The following is a 17,840-nucleotide window of genomic DNA, read 5'->3' as shown; positions in this document are numbered from 1 at the left end:
CAGGAGTCCCTGGCACCGATGGAGGGAGAGTCGCGGTGACGCAGTACGAGATCAGCCGGCGAGCGTTCATGGGCCGTCTCGGCGCGGCGGGTGGCCTGCTCGTCTCGGGCGGGCTGCTGGCGGCGTGCGGGAGCGACGACTCCAGTGGAAGTGCGAGCGCGAGCGGCGGCGGCGCCAAGGGTCCGCTCAAGCTCGGCTACGCCCGCCCCACCACCGGCGCGACCGCGTCCAGCTTCGCGCTGCTCTTCACGCCCGCCGACATGGCGATCGCGGAGCTCAACGGCAAGGGTGGCATCGACGGCCACAAAATCGTCAAGGTCGACCTCGACGACAAGGGCGACCCCGCCGAGGAGCCCGGCGTCTTCCGCAAGTTCAAGGAGCAGGGCGTTCACTTCGTCGTCGGCCCGAACTCCAGCGGCACGACGCTCGGCGCGCTGCCGATCTCGACCTCGCTGAAGATCCTCAATCTCTCCAGCGCCGTCGCCGACGCACTCGGCGACGCGGGGAAGTACCCGTACACGTTCCAGATGAACGCCAGCGCCGCCCAGGAGGCGCGCGCGGTGGTCGAGTGGTGCGTGAAGGAGAAGGGCTACAAGCGGATCGCGATCATCTACGCCGACGACCCGTTCGGCCAGACGCTGACCGACGACTCGGTGCCCGTGATCAAGGAGCTCGGCGCCGAGCTCGTGGGCAAGGTGTCGCACGAGTCGGTCGCGACCGCGATGACGCCGTTCCTGAGCTCGCTCAAGAAGAACAACCCCGACGTGATCCTGCAGTGGCAGTCGGTCGCGCCGACGATCGCGGCGACGATGAAGTCCTACGAGAACATGGGCTGGAACCCGCCGGCGATCGGCCACTGCTCGCTGCTCACGCAGACCACGCTGGAGTCGGCATCGAAGGACACGTTGTCGAACAAGTACGGCTTCTATCTGCGGAACTTCACCTGGGCCGATGGCAGCGACATCGCGCAGAAGCAGAAGGACTACGTGACCAAGCTCAAGAGCACCGCGCCCGACATGGGTGGCCAGGAGGCCGTGACCGTGGTCACGCCCAGCTACGACTTCGTCTACGCGCTCTCGGAGGCCATCACCAAGGCCGGCACGATCGACGACACGACCAAGGTCAAGACGGCGATGGAAGGCCTCGGCAAGTGGGAGGGCATGCTCGGGACGTACGCGTTCGGCTCGCAGACGCACTCCGCGCTCGACGCCTCCTCGATGGTCATCGCCAGCGCCATCTCCGGGACCGACCCGAAGGCCGAGACGTTCTTCCGCGAGCGGGTCTCGGCATGACTGCGAGGACCTCGGAGCGACGCGCGGGCTTCGAGGTCCGCCGCGGCATCCAGGAGTTCCTCCCGCTCAGCGCCCGGCGCTCGCCGGACAGCGTCTGCATGGAACTGCCCGACGGCACCCGCTTCACGTTCGAGGCGACGAACGCGCGCGTCAATCGCCTCGCCAACGCGCTCGCCGAGGACGGCATCGGGCACGGCTCGCGCGTCGCCCTGATGGGCGTCGACAGCCACCGCTACTTCGAGGCCTGCATGGCGATCATGAAGCTCTCAGCGACGATGGTCCCGCTGAACTTCCGCCTGCGCCGGCGCGAGGTCGACACGCTCTTGGCCAAGGCTGAGCCCGCCGTGCTGCTGCACAGCGACCGCTACACCGAACTGCTCGAAGGCATCGCCGAAAGCCAGCCGACGCTGCGGCAGGTGATCTGCTTCGAGGACGGCTACGAGGACGTGCTCACCCGCGGAGCGGAGACCGAGCCGTCCAACCCGCGCCCGGACGAGAACGACATCGCCGCGCTGGCCTTCACGAGCGGCACGACGGGGCTACCCAAGGGCGTGCAGCAGTCCTTCGGGATGCTCACCCGCCTCGTCTCCAACAACTGCATCGACTACGGGCCGCGCAGCGACGACTTCTGGTACTGCGCGTCGCCGCTGTTCCACGTCGCCGGGCTCGCCTTCCCGATGATGGGGATCGCGCTCGGCTACCGCTCGCTGATCCTGCCGCAGTTCGGGGCCGAGACCGTGCTGCGCCACATCGATCGCGAGGACGGGCTGACCGCCGTGTTCCTGGTGCCGACGATGATCGCCTCCGTGCTCGGCGTGCCGGGCGCGCGCGAGGCGGATTGGAGCCGGCTGCGGCTGATCTCCTACGGCTCGGCGCCGATGTCACCCGCCCTGCTCACCGACGTCATGAACCTGGCGGGCTGCGACTTCCTGAACTGCTTCGGCGCCGGGACGGAGGCGGGCTCGCAGACCACGCTCGGCCCGGGGGAGCACCGCCGCGCGCTGGCCGGCGCGACGCACCTGCTCGGCTCGATCGGCAAGCCCGCGTTCGGTGTCGAGCTGCGGCTGTGCGACTTCGACGGCAACGACGTCCCGCGCGGCGAGGTGGGCGAGATCGTCACCCGCTCGACCACCGTGATGAACGGCTATCTCGACATGCCCGAGGAGACCGACCGCGTGTTCATCGGCGACGGCTGGTTTCGCGGCGGCGACCTCGCGTACATGGACGACGAGGGCTACCTGTTCCTCAAGGGCCGCAGCAAGGACATGATCATCCGCGGCGGCGAGAACATCTACCCGGTCGAGATCGAGCACGTCCTCGCCGAGGACCCGCGGATCGAGTACTCGGCGGTCGTCGGCGTCGAGGACGAGCACTGGGGCCAGACCGTCCGCGCGTGGGTGCTGCCGGTCGCGGGCGCCACGATCACCGCCGATGAGCTGACGGAGCTCTGCACTCGCAACCTCGCCAAGTACAAGGTCCCGGACGAGTTCGTGTTCGTCGACGACCTGCCGCGCAACGCCAGCGGCAAGGTCCTCAAGCGCACGCTCGTGACCTGGGAGCCGGCGGAGCACGCGCGATGACGGCGCTCGAGGAGTTCCGCGTCGCCGCCCGCGCCTTCCTCGACGCGCACGCGCCGCGGCGCGAGGCGCAGCGCCTGGAGTGGGGCGTCGGATCCGACGACATGGCCGTGATCGAGGAGCGCAGCGGCGCGGCGGAGCAGGAGGAGCTGCGCGCCGCCAAGGCGTGGCGCGCGCTGCTCACCGCCAACGGCTTCCACTGGCCGAGCGGGCCGGTCGAGCTCGGCGGCGCCGGCCTGCCGTTCGACTGCACGCGCGCGTGGGAGGAGCTGTCGGCCGAGTACGAGATCCCGTCGCAGTTCCCGGTGATGGTCGGGCGCGAGATCGTCGCGCCGGCAGTGCTCGCGCACGGCACGCGCGAAGCGCACGAGCGCTACCTGGTGCCGATCCACACCGGCGAGCTCGTCGGCTGCCAGCTCTTCTCGGAGCCCGGCGCCGGGTCGGACCTGGCGGGCGTGCAGACCCGCGCGCGCCGCGACGGCGACGTGTGGCGGATCAGCGGCCAGAAGGTGTGGTCCTCCAACGCCCACATCGCCGACGTCGGCGAGCTGCTCGCGCGCACCTCGCCGGAGAAGCCCAAGCACCGCGGCATGACGATGTTCCTCGTCGACATGCACGCGCCGGGCGTCGAGGTCCGGCCGATCAAGCAGATGACCGGCGGCTCGGGGTTCAACGAGATCTTCCTCGACGACGTCGTCGTCGAGGACTGGCAGGTGCTGGGCGAGATCGACGCCGGCTGGACGGTCGCGCGGACGACGCTGATGAACGAGCGCGCGTCGATCGGAGAGACCCACAACGTGCGCCGCATCGTCATCCGGTTGGCGCAGCTCGCCGACGAGCTCGGCTTCGGCGAGGACCCGGTCGTCCGCGATCGCCTGAGTGCCGTGCGGATCAAGGCGCGGGCGCTCGAGTCACTCACGTCGCGCCAGCGCCAGAGCGCCGAGCGCGGCGCGCAGCCCGGCCCGGAGATGTCGATCGGGAAGCTGCTCTACACCGGCATGGTCCACGACGCCAACGACCTCGCGGCCGAGCTGCTCGGCCCGAGGCTGGCGGCCGACGACGGCGAGTGGGGCACCTACGCCTGGACGCAGCTGCTGCTCGACCTCCCCGGCATCCGGATCGCCGGCGGCACCGACGAGATCATGCGCAACATCCTCTCCGAGCGCGTGCTCGGCCTGCCCCGCGACCCGGCGCCCGCGGGCTGATGGAACCGATCTTCCACATGCTCGTCTACGGCGGGCTCTACGGGCTCGTCGCGGTGAGCTTCAACGTGCTCTACCGGCCCACCAACGTGTTCAACTTCGCCCAGGGCCAGTTCGTCGCGATCGGCGCGCTGCTCGCCGCGGCGCTGCTGAAGGGCGGCGTGCCGTGGGTGATCGCGCTGGTGATCGCGCTGCTCGCCGTCGGCGCGCTGTCGCTGCTGGTCGAGACCACCGCGGTCGCGCCGGTGCTGTCGCGCAGCGCGACCTCGCACACGTGGCTGATCACCACACTGGCGGTGTCGCTGATCCTCGACGACCTCGCGGCGAAGATCTTCGGCGGCGAGGCGCAGCCCGTCGCCGTTCCCGCGCCGCTGTCGTCGGACTATCTGATCCGCGTCGGCGACACCGGGCTCTCCAGCTACGACCTGCTGGTGATCGTCGTCCCGGTGCTCGTGGTGATCGGGCTCGCGAAGCTCTACGCCACGCGGCCGGGACGCGCGATCTCGGCCATCGCCGAGGATCGCCAGGGCGCGGTGCTGCGTGGCATCGACCCGGTTCTGTTGACCCGCGTGTCGTGGTTCGTGGGCGGTGCCTTGGCGGCGCTCGCGGGTGTGCTGGCCGGGCCGATCATGTACGCGTCGGTCTCGCTCGGCCCGTCGCTGCTGATCACCGGCTTCGCGGCGGTGGCGATCGGCGGCGTCGGCGATAACCGCGGCGCGATGGCCGGCGGGTACCTGCTGGCGCTCGTCGAAGGCTTGACCGCGGCGCGGATCGCGGCCGACCTGACCGACGTCGCCACGTTCGTGGTGCTGCTGCTGGTGCTGCTGGTCAAGCCGACCGGACTCTTCGGCGAACGGCAGGTGGCCCGTGTCTAGCTCCTCCGCCGGGCGCGACGGGTTCGCGCGCACGTGGCCGTGGTGGGTGCTCGTCGCGGCCGCCGCGCTGTTCCCGTTCATCGCCGGCTCGGACTACATCTTCTTCAAGGCCGGGATGGTCGGCATCTACATCCTGGTGGCGATCGGCTTCAACCTGCTCTATGGCATCGGCGGCCAGGTGTCACTCGGGCACGGCGCGATCCTCGGCGTCGGCGCGTACGTGACCGGCGTGCTGATGGCCAAGTACGCGTGGGGCTTCTACCCCGCGGGGGTCGCCGCGATCGTCGCCGGCGCGCTCGTCGGGGTGATCCTCGGCCTGCCCGCGCTGCGGCTGTCGACCTGGTACTTCGCGCTGATCACGCTCGGCTTCTCGCAGGTGGTGGTCGGCCTCGTCGAGCACTTCAAGGACCTGACCGGCGGCCACGGCGGCCTGGTCGGGATCCCGATCCTGCTGATGCCCGACCAGCTCTACGTGATCGTGCTGATCTGCATCGTCGCCGGACTGACGCTCTACCGCACGATCACCCACTCGCGGCTCGGCCGCGGGCTGCTCGCGGGCAAGGAGGCGGGCGAGGCGGGCGCGATCTCCGGCGTGCCCGCCAAGGGCCTGAAGCTGTTCGCGTTCGCGCTCTCCGGCGCGTTCGCCGGCGCCGGCGGCGCGCTGTTCGCGGCCGAGCAGCAGGTGCTCACGCCGCCGCAGTTCGGCGTCGAGCTCTCGATCTTCTTCATCGTCGTCGTGGTCGCGGGCGGCACCGGGCGCTGGCTCGGGCCGGTGATCGGCTCGCTGGCGTTCTTCGCGCTTCCCGAACTGCTCACGAGCCTCGAGGAGTGGCGCGTGGTGATCTACGGCGCGGCGCTGCTGGCCTTCATGGCGTTCGCCCCGGACGGGATCATGGGCGCCGGCGACGCGTTGATCGAGCGCATCCGGCGCCGCACGCGCAAGCCTCGGGTGATCCCACCGCGCGAGCCTGTCGACGTCGGCAAGGTCGCGCTTCCCGGCCGCGACGACAAGGAGCTCCAAGGCGCGGGGCTGGTGGTCGACGGCGTGACGATCCGCTTCGGTGGCATCGCCGCGCTCGACGGCGCCTCGCTCGCGGTGCGCCCCGGCGGCATCCACGCGCTGGTCGGTCCCAACGGCTCGGGCAAGACGACGCTGCTGAACGTCATCACCGGCATCTACGTGCCCGACGAAGGGCGGGTGACGCTGGACGCGCGCGAGCTGACCGGCAACGTCCCGTGGCGGATCGCGCGGATGGGCGTGTCGCGCACGTTTCAGACGCCGCGCCTGCTGAAGGAGCTCTCGGTCCGCGAGAACATCCTGCTCGGCGGCTATCCGGTCGAGCACGCGAGCACGCCGGAGGTGATCGCGCGGCTGCCCCGCGCACGCCGCGACGCCAAGCTCCTGCGCGCCCGCGCCGATGCCCTACTGTCCGCGCTGGGGCTGCCGATCGACCCCGAGGCGCCCGCGGGCGAGCTGCCACACGGCCGCCAGCGACTGGTGGAGATCGCCCGCGCGCTGATGGCCGAGCCCGGCGTCCTCCTGCTCGACGAGCCGGCCGCGGGGCTCTCGGCCGACGAGCTCGAATCGCTGGACCACGTGATCCGCGACCTCAGCGCCGCCGGCTTGACCGTGCTGCTGGTGGAGCACCACATCGGCTGGGTGCGCTCGATCTGCGACAGCGCCACGGTGCTCGACCAGGGCCGCGTGGTCACCGACGGCACGCCCGAGGAGGTCTTCGGGCATGCGCGGGTGCGCGAGACGTACCTGGGGGTGATGGGGTGAGCGCGCTGCTGAGCGTCGAAGGCCTCGATGCCGGCTACGGCGGCGTCCCGATCCTGCGCGGCGTCTCGATCGAGGTCTCGGCCGGGGAGACGGTCGCGCTGCTCGGCTCCAACGGCGCGGGCAAGTCGACGCTGCTGCGCGCGATCTCCGGTCTGATCCGCCCGTCGGCGGGCACCGTGACGTTCGCCGGGGAGGAGATCACCCGCCGCGCGCCGCACCAGATCGTCCGCCGCGGCCTCGTGCACGTGCCCGAGGGGCGCCGGCTGTTCGCCCGCCAGACCGTGGCCTCCAACCTCGAGCTGGGCTTCTTCGGGTCCGGCGTCGCGCGCGCCGACGAGGCCGCGCGGGTGGAGGCGGCGCTCGACCTGTTCCCGGCGTTGAAGACGCGCATGGAGACCTACGCGGGACTGCTCAGCGGCGGGCAGCAGCAGATGCTCGCCATCGCGCAAGGGCTCGTCCGCGACCCGCGGCTGCTGATCCTCGACGAGCCTTCGCTGGGCCTGGCGCCGGTGCTGGTGGACGAGGTCTTCGCGGCGCTGACCGAGCTCGGCCGCCGCGGTGGCACCGTCCTGATCGTCGAGCAGCTGGCCGACCGTGCGCTGCGCCTGGCGCGGCGGGCGTACGTGATGTCACAGGGACAGATCGCGGCCGCCGGCGACGCCGACACGCTGCGCGGGAGCAACGCACTGGAGGAGGCCTACCTCGGGGTGGGCGCGGAACTGGCACACGACGCAGGAGAGCGCACATGACGGCCCCGACGGCCGAGGCCCAGCCCACGCTGGTGCTCAGCCCGGAGCACGAGGACTTCCGCGACTCGCTGCGCGGGTTCCTGGAGCGCCACGCACCGGAGAGCGCGGTTCGCGCGGCGATGGCGACCGGCGCGCACGACGGTGCGCTGTGGTCGCGCCTGTCGGAGGAGCTCGGTCTGCCGGGGCTGACGATCCCCGAGCGCCTCGACGGCGCCGGCTACGGGCCGCTGGACGCCGTGCCGGCGTTCGAGGAGCTCGGTCGCGCGCTCGCGCCGGTCCCGTACTTCGAGACCGTCGCGCTCGGCGCGAGCGCGCTGCTGGAGAGCGGCGACGAGGAGACCGCGCCCGCGCACCTGCGCTGGATCGCGTCCGGCGAGGCGACCGCGACGCTCGCCTGGACCGGCCCGGACGGCCGCTCGGTCGCCGTCGAGGCGACGCCGTCGCACGGCGGCCACGTGCTGCACGGCCAGGCGTCGTTCGTCCCCGGCGGCGCGAAGGCCAACCTGCTGATCGTCGCCGCCCGGCTCGACGGGCGGATCGCGCTGTTCGCCACCTTCGGCGACAGCGCGGCGCTGACCCGCGCGCCGATGCGCTCGCTCGACGAGTTGCGCCCGCTCGCCGCGCTGGCCTTCGACGGCACACCCGCCGCGCTGCTGGGCGATCCCGCCGGCGGCGAGCTGGCCTTGAGCCGCACGCTGGACCGCGCCCGCGCGGCGCTCGCCGCCGAGCAGGTCGGCGGCGCCGGCAAGCTGCTCGAGCTGGCGGTTGCCTACGCCAAGGACCGTGTCCAGTTCGGGCGCCCGATCGGCTCCTACCAGGCGATCAAGCACCGCTGCGCGGACATGCTGTGCGCGCTCGAGAGCGCCCGCGCGCTGGCGTACTACGCCAACTGGGCCGCCGCGGAGGCGCCGGACGAGCTTCCCGCCGCGGCCTCGGCGGCCAAGGTCGCGTGCTCGGACGCCTACGCCTACATCGCCCAGGAGACGATCGAGGTCCACGGCGGCATCGGCTTCACCTGGGAGCACCCGGCGCACCTGTACTTCAAGCGCGCCCACAGCTCGCGGGTACTGCTCGGCACGCCCGCCGAGCAGCGCGCCAGGTTCGCGGATGTCGCCGGCTGAGATCAGAAACGTCCTCGTCGTGGGCGCGGGGGAGATGGGCTCCGGCATCGCGCAGACGGTCGCCGCCGCGGGTTTCCAGACCACGGTCGCCGCGCGCCGGCAGGCCGGCATCGACCGCTGTCGTCACCGGATCGCGGGCTGGATGGAGCGCGGCAAGCTCGCTCCCGACGCGTTCGCGCGGCTGACGTTCACGACCGACTGGGAAGCGGCCGCGCCGGAGACCGACCACGTGGTCGAGGCCGTCACGGAGCGCCTGGACGTCAAGGACCCGGTGCTCGCCCGGCTCGACGCGCTCTGCCGCGACGACGTGATCCTCGCCTCGACGACCTCGCAGTTCGAGATCACCCGCCTGGCCTCGGTCACGCGGCGACCCGATCGCGTGATCGGCACGCACTGGTTCAACCCGCCGCCCGTGATGAAGCTGATCGAGGTCGTGCGCGGCGAGGCGACCTCGGCCGGGACGCTGGCCACCACGCTCGCGCTGTGCGAGCGCTTCGGCAAGCAGACGGTGGTCTGCAAACGCGACACGCCGGGCTTCATCACGTCGCGGCTGATCATGCTGCTGGTGGTCGAGGCCGCGCGGATCGTCGAGGACGGCGTCGCCGACGCCGAGGACGTCGATCGCGCCTGCCAACTGGCCTTCAACCACGCCATGGGCCCGCTGCACACCGCGGACCTGGGCGGCCTGGACACCGCCCGGCTGACCACCAACGCGCTCGCGGACGCCCTCGGCGAGCGGTTTCGCTCCCCGGCCTTGCTGGACAGGCTGGTCGCGGGCGGCGATCTCGGACGCAAGTCCGGCCGTGGCTTTCACCCGTACGGAGGATGAGGACAGATGCGCACGTTCACCGGACTCGACGAGATCCGCGCCGCCGCCGGCGAGGACCTCGGCGCCAGCGAGTGGTTCGAGGTCACGCAGGAGGGCGTCGATCAGTTCGCGGACGTCACCGGCGATCACCAGTGGATCCACGTCGACGTCGAGCGCGCCCGCGAGACCCCGTTCGGCGGGACGATCGCCCACGGCTACTACACGCTCTCCCTGAGTCCGCGCCTGGCCGACGACGTCTACCGCTTCGACGGGATCGCCTTCGGGGTCAACTACGGCCTGGACCGCGTGCGGTTCCCGGCGCCGGTGCCCGTCGGGTCGCGAGTGCGGATGCGCGTCGCGTTGACCGAAGTGGGTGATGTCGACGGCGGCATTCAGGTCAAGCTCACACAGACCTTCGAGCGTGAAGGCACGGAAAAACCGGTGTGCGTCGCCGAGATGCTCGTGCGACTGTATGCGTGAAACCCCAACGAGAAGCGGGTCGATGGGCTTCGACGGGACGAAAACGGACGATCACGGACTCGAGCGCTCGCGGCGGATGGTCTTCGGCGAGTTGCTGGCGCGGTCCGCGCGGCGCGTGCCGGGGAAGGTGGCGCTGGTCTTCCAGGACCGCACGCTGACCTACGCCGAGCTCGACGAGCGGGTCAATCGCGCCGCCAACGCGCTGACCGCTCGCGGTGTCCGTCGCGGCGATCACGTCGGCCTGCTGATGCACAACCGGCCGGAGGTGCTCGAGGTGGCGTTCGCCTGCCACCGGCTCGGCGCCTGCGCCGTGCCGGTCAGCCCGCGACTGCGCCAGGCCGAGGTCGACCACGTGCTGCGCCACTCGCGCGTGATCGCGATCGTCTCCGACCACGAGCTGTCCTCACGCGGCGCCCGGGCCGCGGCCGTCCTGCCGGCGATCCGCGCCCACCTCGCGCTCGGCGACCCCGCTCCGGGCGCGCACGACTACGAGGCCGCGCTCGCGACCGCGTCCCCGGTCGCGCCGGACGTGCTCGTCGACGATGACGACACGGCCTACGTGATGTACACGTCAGGCACGACCGGCCGCGCCAAGGGCGTGCTGCTCTCGCATCGCAACCTCACCGCGCAGCTGCTCAACTTCGTCCACGAGGTCGGCGCGCGCGAGGACGACGTGTGGCTCTCCGAGGTGCCGATGTCGCACATCGTCGGGCTCGGCGGCCTGTTCTCGTTCCTCTACCTCGGCGCGACGGTCGTGATCATGCCCTCGGCCGGGTTCGATCCGGCGCGGACGCTCGAGCGCATGCACGAGCTGGGCGTGACCGCGTGCTTCTTCACGCCGAGCCAGTGGGAGCGCCTGTGTCGCGTGCCCGAACCCGGCGCGATCGTCCCGTCGCTGCGGGTCGGGATCTGGGGCGCGGCGCTGGCGATGCAGTCGACGCTGACGAAGATGAACGCCGGCTTCCCGGGCGTCGAGCTGCTCGCGAACTTCGGCCAGACGGAGATGTCACCCAGCGCGACGTGGCTCAAGGCCCGCGACGCCGAGCGCAAGCTCGGCTCGGTCGGACGGCTGTCGATCAACGTCGAGGCGCGCGTGATCGACGACGACGGCAACGACGTCGCACCCGGCGAGGTGGGCGAGATCGTCTACCGCGGCCCGACGGTGATGAAGGGCTACTTCGACGACGCCGCCGCCACACGCGACGCGTTCCATGACGGCTGGTTTCACTCCGGCGACCTCGTCTACCAGGACGAGGAGGGGTTCTTCTACGTCGCCGGGCGCAAGGCCGACGTCATCTTCAGCGGTGGTCGCAACATCTACCCGGCGGAGATCGAGCAGGCGCTGCTCGGCCATCCGGCGGTCGTGGAGGCGGCGGTGATCGGCGTGCCGCACCCGCAGCTGGCCGAGGCGCCGCTGGCGGTCGTCGTCACCCGGCTCGGCACCGGCGTGGCCGACACCGAGCTGATGGAGCACCTGCGCGAGCGGCTGCCCGACCACAAGCTCCCGGCGTCCGTCGAGTTCGTCGACGCGCTCCCGCGCAACTCGGGCGGCAGCGTCCTGCGGCGCGAGCTCCGCGCCGCGGTCAGCGGGAGCTGAAGCGGTCGGTCAAGTCTCGGGCGACGCGAACGTATGTTCGCTAGACTCGCTGATGACGTGTCGCTCGTAGTCCAACCCTCGCTGTTTGGCTTCTCGGGTGAGCCCGGCATAGCCGACCTCGGCGATGCCGTGGAGCGCCGGCCGCTCTCCGACGGCGCCTGGATCGATCTGCGGCCGGGTTTCGTGACCGCGGCGGATGCGCTGTTCGACGCCCTCGTCAGCGATGTTCCGTGGCACGAGGAGCGGATGCGGATGTACGACAGCACCGTGCGGGTCCCGCGGCTGCTTGCTCGCTATCGCCAGGGCGAGCAGTTGCCCCACCATGTCCTCGACGACGCCCGGTCGGCGCTGAACGCCCACTACGGCGGAGAGCTTGGCGGGGAGTTCACCAGTGCCGGGCTCTGCCTCTACCGGGACGGCAACGACAGCGTCGCGTGGCACGGAGACCGCATCGCGCGCGAGAGCGCGAGCGACACGATGGTGGCGATTCTCTCGCTCGGTGCCATCCGACCGTTTGCGCTGCGTCCGAAGTCGGGCGGACCGGGGCTGCGCCTTCAGATCGGGCACGGTGATCTGCTCGTGATGGGAGGAAGCTGTCAACGAACCTGGCAGCACGCGATCCCGAAGACCACGCGCTGCCTCGGCGCGCGGATCAGCGTCCAGTTCCGCCCGGACTGGGGCAACCGCCTCGGAGGCCCAGATCGGGACTAATTCGGAGGCCGTTACGGCGCGGCGCTTGCCGGGTTGACGCAAGCCCGAGTCGGGGCTATTGGGGCAAGCGGTCTCACGTCGAGCACAGCCTTGCCGTTGAGCCGCCGTGAGCGGAGCACCTCGACTGCTTCGGCAATCCGCTCCCACGATCCACGCCACCCGATCTCAACGCAGAGGGAGCGGTCGGCAACGAATCGGACGAGGGTGGCCAGATCCGCTCCGGCCTCGCCCTCGTTCAGGAACGACGAGAGAGTCTTGGGCGGGCCAACCGTTGAGTAAGGGGGGAATACCGCCTGCTCGCCTGACGCCCAGCCGATGCTTTGCAGATTGCCACCGGTCGCGAGCAGCTCCCAGGCCGCGACCATCTGTGCGCCTCCGACGTTATCCAGCACTACGTCAACCGGCTGGTCAAGTCCCTCCAGGCCAACCACCACCTGGTCCGCGCCCTTTGTTGCCAGGCCCTCACCGCGAGCGGCCGAGCCGACGGACGCGATCACGTACGCACCGGCGCGGGCCGCGAGCTGGACAGCGAACTGGCCCACCCCGCCGGATGCGCCGGTGATGAGCACACGCCGGCCCAGCAGCGGACCCGCGGCACGGAGCGCCCGCAGCGCGGCAAGCCCCGCCACCGGAAGTGCGGCCGCCTCGGACAGATCAACCGACCGCGGAACCTCGGCCAATGCGTCCACCTCCACCGCGGCCCGGTCGGCGAACGCCCCTCTCGCCATGGCCACGACGCGCGTGCCCACCTCCGGTCCGCTGCCATCGGCCGCCGGCTGGGACACGACGCCGGCAGCATCCGAGCCGAGCACCGCGCCCGGCGGCACGCGCCCGGATCGGGCATCGTTGAGATCCCCGCGATTCAGCGAGACGTGGTGCACGTCGATTGTCTTCCCTGGATAACAGATCGAGTCCCAGTCACGGCGTGGTTGTCGAGAGTGTGAACGTCAGCGTCTTCGCGTAGATGCCAGTCCGCAGCGCCTCGTTGGACTCGATGTCCTGCCGGAAGGCGATCGCGACGGCGTCGCTGGTCGCGGGCGCGGTGTAGGTGAGGAGCGCAAGGGGCGAGGACGCCTCCGTGCTCAACGGCGCGAGCGGACCGGAGTTCGCTCGAACCTGCAGCGGCTGCCTGAGAGCGAACGGGCCGTTCACAAGCCGGCCCGGCGCCGCCTGACTCGGATCGGCCACGGACAGGGTCGCATCGCCGGCGGTCGAGGTGACCGCCGCCGTCGTGCTCGTCTGATAGCTGCGATGCACTCCCGGCGTGAACGACGCGAACGAGGCAGGCGCCTCGAGCGACAGCGACAGCGTCGCCGGCACGGAGCCGCCCACAGTGGCCTCCCGCACGGTTTCGGCGTACTGGTCATGCAAGGTGACGACGCCTGCCTCTCCGGGGCCGATCGCGACCGGAAGCGCAGCACCGTCGGTCTTGGTCAGGGTTGGTTCGAGCCCGGGGAACGTTCCGTCCGCGGCGACCGGGCGACCGTCGATTTGCACGTCGCCGGCGTCCAGGGTCCGGCCCGCGCCGGTGGGGTCATGCGGCGTCATCCGGTCTATCTCGACCAAGGCCCCGGGTGACGGCACGTTGACCGTGGCGGCCGTCGAGCCTTTGTTGATCAGAAACAGCCGTCGATCTGCGCCGGCTGTGCGCACTTCCCAGGCCGTGACCGACGCTCCCGCCGGCGTGGTCACGTCCAGTGTGACCGGGTGCAAGCCGGTTGTTCCTTGAGCAAGTCGCGCAAACAGCAGCAGCGCGTAGTACGACGGCCCAGGCGTCGGCGGACCTGCCGCGGGCGTCGGGTCATAACGGATCGCGTTGTAGTAGGCGTTTCCTTCCTCGGGGAAGAAGTAAGCGCGCACTTCGGCGTTGTGGACGTTCACGCCGGTGGCGCCCACATGACAGTCAGCGTTGGCACGGGGTTGATCGGGTGGTTGCGGGCACGCTGCGTTGAACAGCGTGTCGAGCGTCCACGTGGCGCTCGCGGCGACGTCGCTGACTCCCGGCGCTCCGCGTCCGGCGGCCGTGTTCGTCTCGTCCATCCGATAGCCGAGGCCGCGACGAGCCGCCTCGGTGGCGTGCGCATAGACCTGGTAGTCGAAGTTGTCCATGCGCTCCCGCGACAGCAGCCGCTCGATCGTCGGGCAGCGGTACGGGTCAGTGGGACAAGTGCGCGCCAACGGATAGAAGTGATCGGTCGCGAAGGGCCCGAGCACACCCGGTTTGTCCTTGACCGCCGGGGCGACGGTGTCGAGGATCGCGGGCCAGTCCCAGAACCATCGGGTGTTGATCGTGCGGTCCCTGATGCTCTGCCACGTCCCGATGTTCTCACTGCTCGCGGGCACCACACGCGGCCACTGGTTGATGAAGGCGGCGCCGGCATAGGCGGGGAATTCGCTCAGATAGCGCACCAGGTCGCCGGAGTAGGTCAAGTCCGGCTCGTTTCCGAGGGCGATGCCCGCGACGTCCCGGCGGCCCGCGTCGTCTCGGAAGATCGGCGCAACCCCGTCCCGGACGAACCCGACGGCATGATCGACCGTCCGCCACGGAAAGGCCGGCGTCGTCGGCGCCATCGCGGTTCCAAGCACCGTCACCCAGTCCGGCTCTCTGGCCTCACCGGACTCTGACCCGGTCGAGTTCACAAGGTTCAACGTCTCGCGGATCCTCGCCAAGTCGTGCGGCGTGACGAACCGGTCGCTGTCGGCCGCTGACGCGTCGAACGGAACCTGATCCTGGGAGCTCCCACCGATTCGCAGCACGCCGGAGCCGAGGTTCCGCAGCAAGTTCGCGAAGTCGGGCCGGGAGTTCGAGCCCATGTAGCGATCGGTCAGCGTCCATTCGACGCTGACGCCGACGAAATGCCGGGCGATGTCATGCCCGCTCACGCTCGGCGGCCCGAGTCGGGCGCTGGCATCAAACCGTTCCGGCGCGAGGGCGCCACTCTGGTCGTCGTGCGCTGACGCGCCGAACGCCGCGACCGGCGCAGTGAGCGCGCAAACCGTCATGGCCAGTGCGACCGCCGATCGTCTCGCTTGCCTTGGCATGACCTTCCTCCTCGGAACGACGCACGACATCACGTCCGAGACAGCATCGAGCGCCGGGCAGCGTCTCGCATCGGGCGAACACCCGATTGTCCACGCCCGGCACGCCCTACTCGAGGCCGTGACAGTCGCCTCGGTGGCGTGCGCGTAGACCGGGTAGGAGATCGGCCGCGTCCGTGGACGCAGCTGAGCGGCCGAGATCAACGGCCGACGAAGATTAGTCCAACGGCCCATCGAGGACCCAGGCGAGGTGCGCCTCCAGGCGGCGTCGCGCGAGTCGTGCGGCCAGGTCCGGCCGGCCGCTCTGCCGCCAGGGGGCGGCAACCTTCTCTGGGTCGGGGAGGAAGCCGACGGCGTCAATCAGCCACCAGTAGCGATCCTCTCCGAGGGCGCCGCCGGCCGCGCGGTAGTCGTCTCGAAAGTGCTTCGCCGCGTCGGTTCCGTGGAGGATGGCAAGCGCTGTGCCGCAGTGCGCGACATCGAGCTCGGCCGGCCCCCACGATGTCTCGACCCAATCCACCACCCCCGTGATCGTGCCGCCGTCAAAGAGGACGTTGCCGGGATGAAAGTCGCGGTGCAGAAAGCAGCCCTCGTAGTCCGGCGGGTGGACGTCGATCAGTCCGAATGCGCGCTGCCACAACTCCGGGCGTTCAGCCCAGGCGGGAACGACGCGCCGTTCCGGGAACGCCCACGACTGATACGGGCGTGGCCGGTCGCCGTCGTCGGGGCAGATCCGATGGATGCGCGCGAGCATCTGCGCGAGCGGAGCGGTGACGCCGACGTCGTCCAGGCGCAACCGTCCCGGCAGCCGGCTCATGAGCAGAGCAGGCTCATCGGTGGCGGCAGCAATGGGGTCGACCGCGAGGAGTGCGGCAGTCGGAACCGGATGGCCGGCGAGCATCTGCAACACCGTCGCCTCGCGCTCAAGCAGTTCCCTCGCGTGCGTGCGCCACGGCTCACGGAACATCCGGCGCAGCACGAGCGTCTGTTGGTCAGACCCACGACGCACGGTGACGGCGTGCATCGCCGACGTCCACCCGCCGACCAGACGTTGGACGGATGCCACCTCGTCAGCCGCCGCGTTCTCGATCACCCACTGCAACGTCGACCGCGACGGAAACGGCGGGGCGTCGGTCACACGCCCACCGTAGCCGCAGGACGCGACGCCGATGGGCGACCGGCGGTATGGACGGCCTCACCTCGCGAGTGCACCCACGTCCATGTCAAGCGCTTCGCCGTCGAGCACGAGTTGCACGATCTGCCTGTACTCCTTGTGGCTGAGTTCCGCTCCGAAGCGCTCGTTGAACCGGCTGGGAACTGCCTTGACGGCTTGCAGCGCGCTCGGATTCTCGTAGATCACTCGCGCCCACGCGACTGGTAGTCGGTGCTTGAAGACGTCGCCATCCGGCTCGGCCTCCCACTCGTCGTTCGTTGTCACGCCGACGATGAAAAGACCGCGCCCGCCGTGGCTCCCCATACCGATCATTTGGGTCCACCGAGGGACGTCAGGAAGCTGCGACTGCTTCCAATAGAAGCCGCGTTCGATGGTCGTGACCATGTCGCGGAAAGCCTTGTCGCGCGTGCCGTGCTCCGGCAGGTTCACGCGAACGAGTCGATAGCTCAAGTGTCGTCCTTTCGAGTTTCTGCCGTGTCGCTGAAGTACAAGTCGCTCCCTCAGACGTTCCCGGCCGCCGAGACCAGTTGTGAGTGACGCATATCAGTCACCACGTGAGCGACGAGTGGCGCGCCACTGCTGGCGCCGCGAAGGACGAGGTCGTGGTTTCGCACGTTGCCGCCGTCGCGGTCCAAGCCAACGCCCCGAGAACGTCCAACGGGCCCGACCAGGCGAGCGCAAGCGTCGGTTCGCTTGTTCCAGGCCTGCGGTTCTTGCCCTCGAGGTGACCCAGCCACCCCGGATAGCCCGACAAGCTGCTGTCGTCTGCGGAACGCCAGTGAAAGCGCATCTCCAGATCATGCACGCTGGGCGCGACCGAGGTCGGAGCGCTTCCTCTCGGGCGAGACGGACCGTGAGGTCCAGGATGTCACCGCGGCCGCCCCTCGAGACCACAGCCGAACGCGCGCTCCAGCTCTCCGCTTGATCGATCGCACCCCCCGATGGGGTGGGAAACCCTCTGCGACCAAGGGGTATCACTCGGGCTCAGTCAGTCGGCAGAACGCCCCAGGCAGGACCATGACCGTGCTCCCTGGGGAGCGGGCGCTGTGTGACCCCTGCAGCGCCATGCACGGACGGACCCGTGTGCCGGCGCGGGTCGGCCGTGCGTGGACCCCCTCCTTCCGCATTGTCGGCCCGCGCCACCATCCGGCGAACACGTGTAGCGTGAGTTCGCCACGATGACGCAACCAAGGGAGCGCCGCTCTACCGCCGACCGCGATCGCCTGATCGGCATCCTGGTCGCCTTCGCGGTCGTTCTCGTGGTCGCCGGGGCGCTGATGCTGATCTTCGGCGTTCCCGCCCGCCAGGACTGCGTGTACGAACACTTTGGCAAGGGGGCGTTCACGGCCAGTTGTGTGCGGCACGGCGGATGACCCTCGGGACGCCGCGCTACCACCGACCCGCACGGGTGCGGGCCGGTGGCACGCGGGGC

Annotated in this window: 16 protein-coding genes; 12 read left to right on the top strand and 4 right to left on the bottom strand. The window is 70.4% G+C overall.

What is annotated here, in order from left to right; translation table 11 throughout:
• Nucleotides 1–35 precede the first annotated feature (35 nt).
• From OM076_RS08720 to OM076_RS08670, 11 genes are read left to right on the top strand one after another with little or no spacing between them, the layout of a single operon-like run.
• A complete protein-coding gene (locus OM076_RS08720; protein WP_270039142.1) occupies nt 36–1,292 on the top strand; it encodes an ABC transporter substrate-binding protein in 1,257 nt (418 codons plus the stop codon).
• Nucleotides 1,289–2,872, top strand: coding sequence for a class I adenylate-forming enzyme family protein (locus OM076_RS08715; protein ID WP_270039141.1), 1,584 nt, complete (start codon nt 1,289–1,291; stop codon nt 2,870–2,872). The genes OM076_RS08720 and OM076_RS08715 overlap by 4 nt, the downstream gene beginning before the upstream one ends.
• Entirely contained in the window at nt 2,869–4,074 is a 1,206-nt protein-coding gene (locus OM076_RS08710) for an acyl-CoA dehydrogenase family protein (protein ID WP_270039139.1), read from the top strand. Before OM076_RS08715 ends, OM076_RS08710 begins: the two co-directional genes overlap by 4 nt.
• Nucleotides 4,074–4,946, top strand: a complete 873-nt coding sequence (locus OM076_RS08705) for a branched-chain amino acid ABC transporter permease (protein WP_270039137.1) — start codon at nt 4,074–4,076, stop codon at nt 4,944–4,946. Before OM076_RS08710 ends, OM076_RS08705 begins: the two co-directional genes overlap by 1 nt.
• Nucleotides 4,939–6,729 (top strand): branched-chain amino acid ABC transporter ATP-binding protein/permease, encoded by a 1,791-nt coding sequence (locus OM076_RS08700; protein ID WP_270039136.1) that lies wholly within the window; start codon nt 4,939–4,941, stop codon nt 6,727–6,729. The genes OM076_RS08705 and OM076_RS08700 overlap by 8 nt, the downstream gene beginning before the upstream one ends.
• The gene (locus OM076_RS08695; protein ID WP_270039135.1) at nt 6,726–7,478 is read left to right on the top strand and encodes an ABC transporter ATP-binding protein; all 753 of its coding nucleotides are present in this window, start codon (nt 6,726–6,728) and stop codon (nt 7,476–7,478) included. The genes OM076_RS08700 and OM076_RS08695 overlap by 4 nt, the downstream gene beginning before the upstream one ends.
• Complete coding sequence (locus tag OM076_RS08690) at nt 7,475–8,599, top strand: acyl-CoA dehydrogenase family protein (protein WP_270039133.1); 1,125 nt, start codon at nt 7,475–7,477, stop codon at nt 8,597–8,599. Before OM076_RS08695 ends, OM076_RS08690 begins: the two co-directional genes overlap by 4 nt.
• The gene (locus OM076_RS08685; RefSeq protein WP_270039132.1) at nt 8,586–9,428 is read left to right on the top strand and encodes a 3-hydroxyacyl-CoA dehydrogenase family protein; all 843 of its coding nucleotides are present in this window, start codon (nt 8,586–8,588) and stop codon (nt 9,426–9,428) included. The genes OM076_RS08690 and OM076_RS08685 overlap by 14 nt, the downstream gene beginning before the upstream one ends.
• A gap of 6 nt (nt 9,429–9,434) precedes the next feature.
• The gene (locus tag OM076_RS08680) at nt 9,435–9,887 is read left to right on the top strand and encodes a MaoC family dehydratase (protein WP_270039131.1); all 453 of its coding nucleotides are present in this window, start codon (nt 9,435–9,437) and stop codon (nt 9,885–9,887) included.
• 22 nt (nt 9,888–9,909) lie between these two features.
• The gene (locus OM076_RS08675; RefSeq protein ID WP_270039130.1) at nt 9,910–11,484 is read left to right on the top strand and encodes a class I adenylate-forming enzyme family protein; all 1,575 of its coding nucleotides are present in this window, start codon (nt 9,910–9,912) and stop codon (nt 11,482–11,484) included.
• A 57-nt stretch (nt 11,485–11,541) separates the two neighbouring features.
• Nucleotides 11,542–12,195 carry an alpha-ketoglutarate-dependent dioxygenase AlkB gene (locus OM076_RS08670; RefSeq protein ID WP_270039129.1) on the top strand — a complete coding sequence of 218 codons (654 nt, stop codon included), beginning with the start codon at nt 11,542–11,544 and terminating at the stop codon, nt 12,193–12,195.
• 11 nt (nt 12,196–12,206) lie between these two features.
• On the opposite strand, the gene OM076_RS08665 is transcribed toward OM076_RS08670, so the two are convergent.
• From OM076_RS08665 to OM076_RS08650, 4 genes are all read right to left on the bottom strand, one after another.
• Nucleotides 12,207–13,076 (bottom strand): zinc-binding dehydrogenase, encoded by an 870-nt coding sequence (locus OM076_RS08665; protein WP_270039127.1) that lies wholly within the window; start codon nt 13,074–13,076, stop codon nt 12,207–12,209.
• Between the two features lie 37 nt (nt 13,077–13,113).
• Nucleotides 13,114–15,267: a hypothetical protein gene (locus OM076_RS08660; RefSeq protein ID WP_270039125.1), complete on the bottom strand. Its 2,154-nt coding sequence runs from the start codon at nt 15,265–15,267 to the stop codon at nt 13,114–13,116.
• Between the two features lie 184 nt (nt 15,268–15,451).
• Nucleotides 15,452–16,372: a phosphotransferase family protein gene (locus OM076_RS08655; RefSeq protein ID WP_270039124.1), complete on the bottom strand. Its 921-nt coding sequence runs from the start codon at nt 16,370–16,372 to the stop codon at nt 15,452–15,454.
• A gap of 57 nt (nt 16,373–16,429) precedes the next feature.
• Nucleotides 16,430–16,837 (bottom strand): hypothetical protein, encoded by a 408-nt coding sequence (locus tag OM076_RS08650; RefSeq protein WP_270039123.1) that lies wholly within the window; start codon nt 16,835–16,837, stop codon nt 16,430–16,432.
• Between the two features lie 749 nt (nt 16,838–17,586).
• On the opposite strand from OM076_RS08650, the gene OM076_RS08645 reads away from it, so the two are divergent.
• Nucleotides 17,587–17,781: a hypothetical protein gene (locus OM076_RS08645; RefSeq protein ID WP_270039122.1), complete on the top strand. Its 195-nt coding sequence runs from the start codon at nt 17,587–17,589 to the stop codon at nt 17,779–17,781.
• The last annotated feature ends 59 nt before the right edge of the window (nt 17,782–17,840 follow it).

The sequence above is a fragment of the Solirubrobacter ginsenosidimutans genome, assembly GCF_027587205.1.
Note: the sequence above shows the minus strand (reverse complement) of the source record. Positions and strands in the feature narration are given on the sequence as shown.

Bases quoted from the DNA above. Each gene is read 5' to 3' on its own strand.
- OM076_RS08715 (WP_270039141.1), top strand. From the start codon at position 1,289: ATGACTGCGAGGACCTCGGAGCGACGCGCGGGCTTCGAGGTCCGCCGC.
- OM076_RS08710 (WP_270039139.1), top strand. From the start codon at position 2,869: ATGACGGCGCTCGAGGAGTTCCGCGTCGCCGCCCGCGCCTTCCTCGAC.
- OM076_RS08705 (WP_270039137.1), top strand. From the start codon at position 4,074: ATGGAACCGATCTTCCACATGCTCGTCTACGGCGGGCTCTACGGGCTC.
- OM076_RS08690 (WP_270039133.1), top strand. From the start codon at position 7,475: ATGACGGCCCCGACGGCCGAGGCCCAGCCCACGCTGGTGCTCAGCCCG.
- OM076_RS08685 (WP_270039132.1), top strand. From the start codon at position 8,586: ATGTCGCCGGCTGAGATCAGAAACGTCCTCGTCGTGGGCGCGGGGGAG.
- OM076_RS08680 (WP_270039131.1), top strand. From the start codon at position 9,435: ATGCGCACGTTCACCGGACTCGACGAGATCCGCGCCGCCGCCGGCGAG.
- OM076_RS08675 (WP_270039130.1), top strand. From the start codon at position 9,910: ATGGGCTTCGACGGGACGAAAACGGACGATCACGGACTCGAGCGCTCG.
- OM076_RS08660 (WP_270039125.1), bottom strand. From the start codon at position 15,267: ATGTCGTGCGTCGTTCCGAGGAGGAAGGTCATGCCAAGGCAAGCGAGA.
- OM076_RS08645 (WP_270039122.1), top strand. From the start codon at position 17,587: ATGACGCAACCAAGGGAGCGCCGCTCTACCGCCGACCGCGATCGCCTG.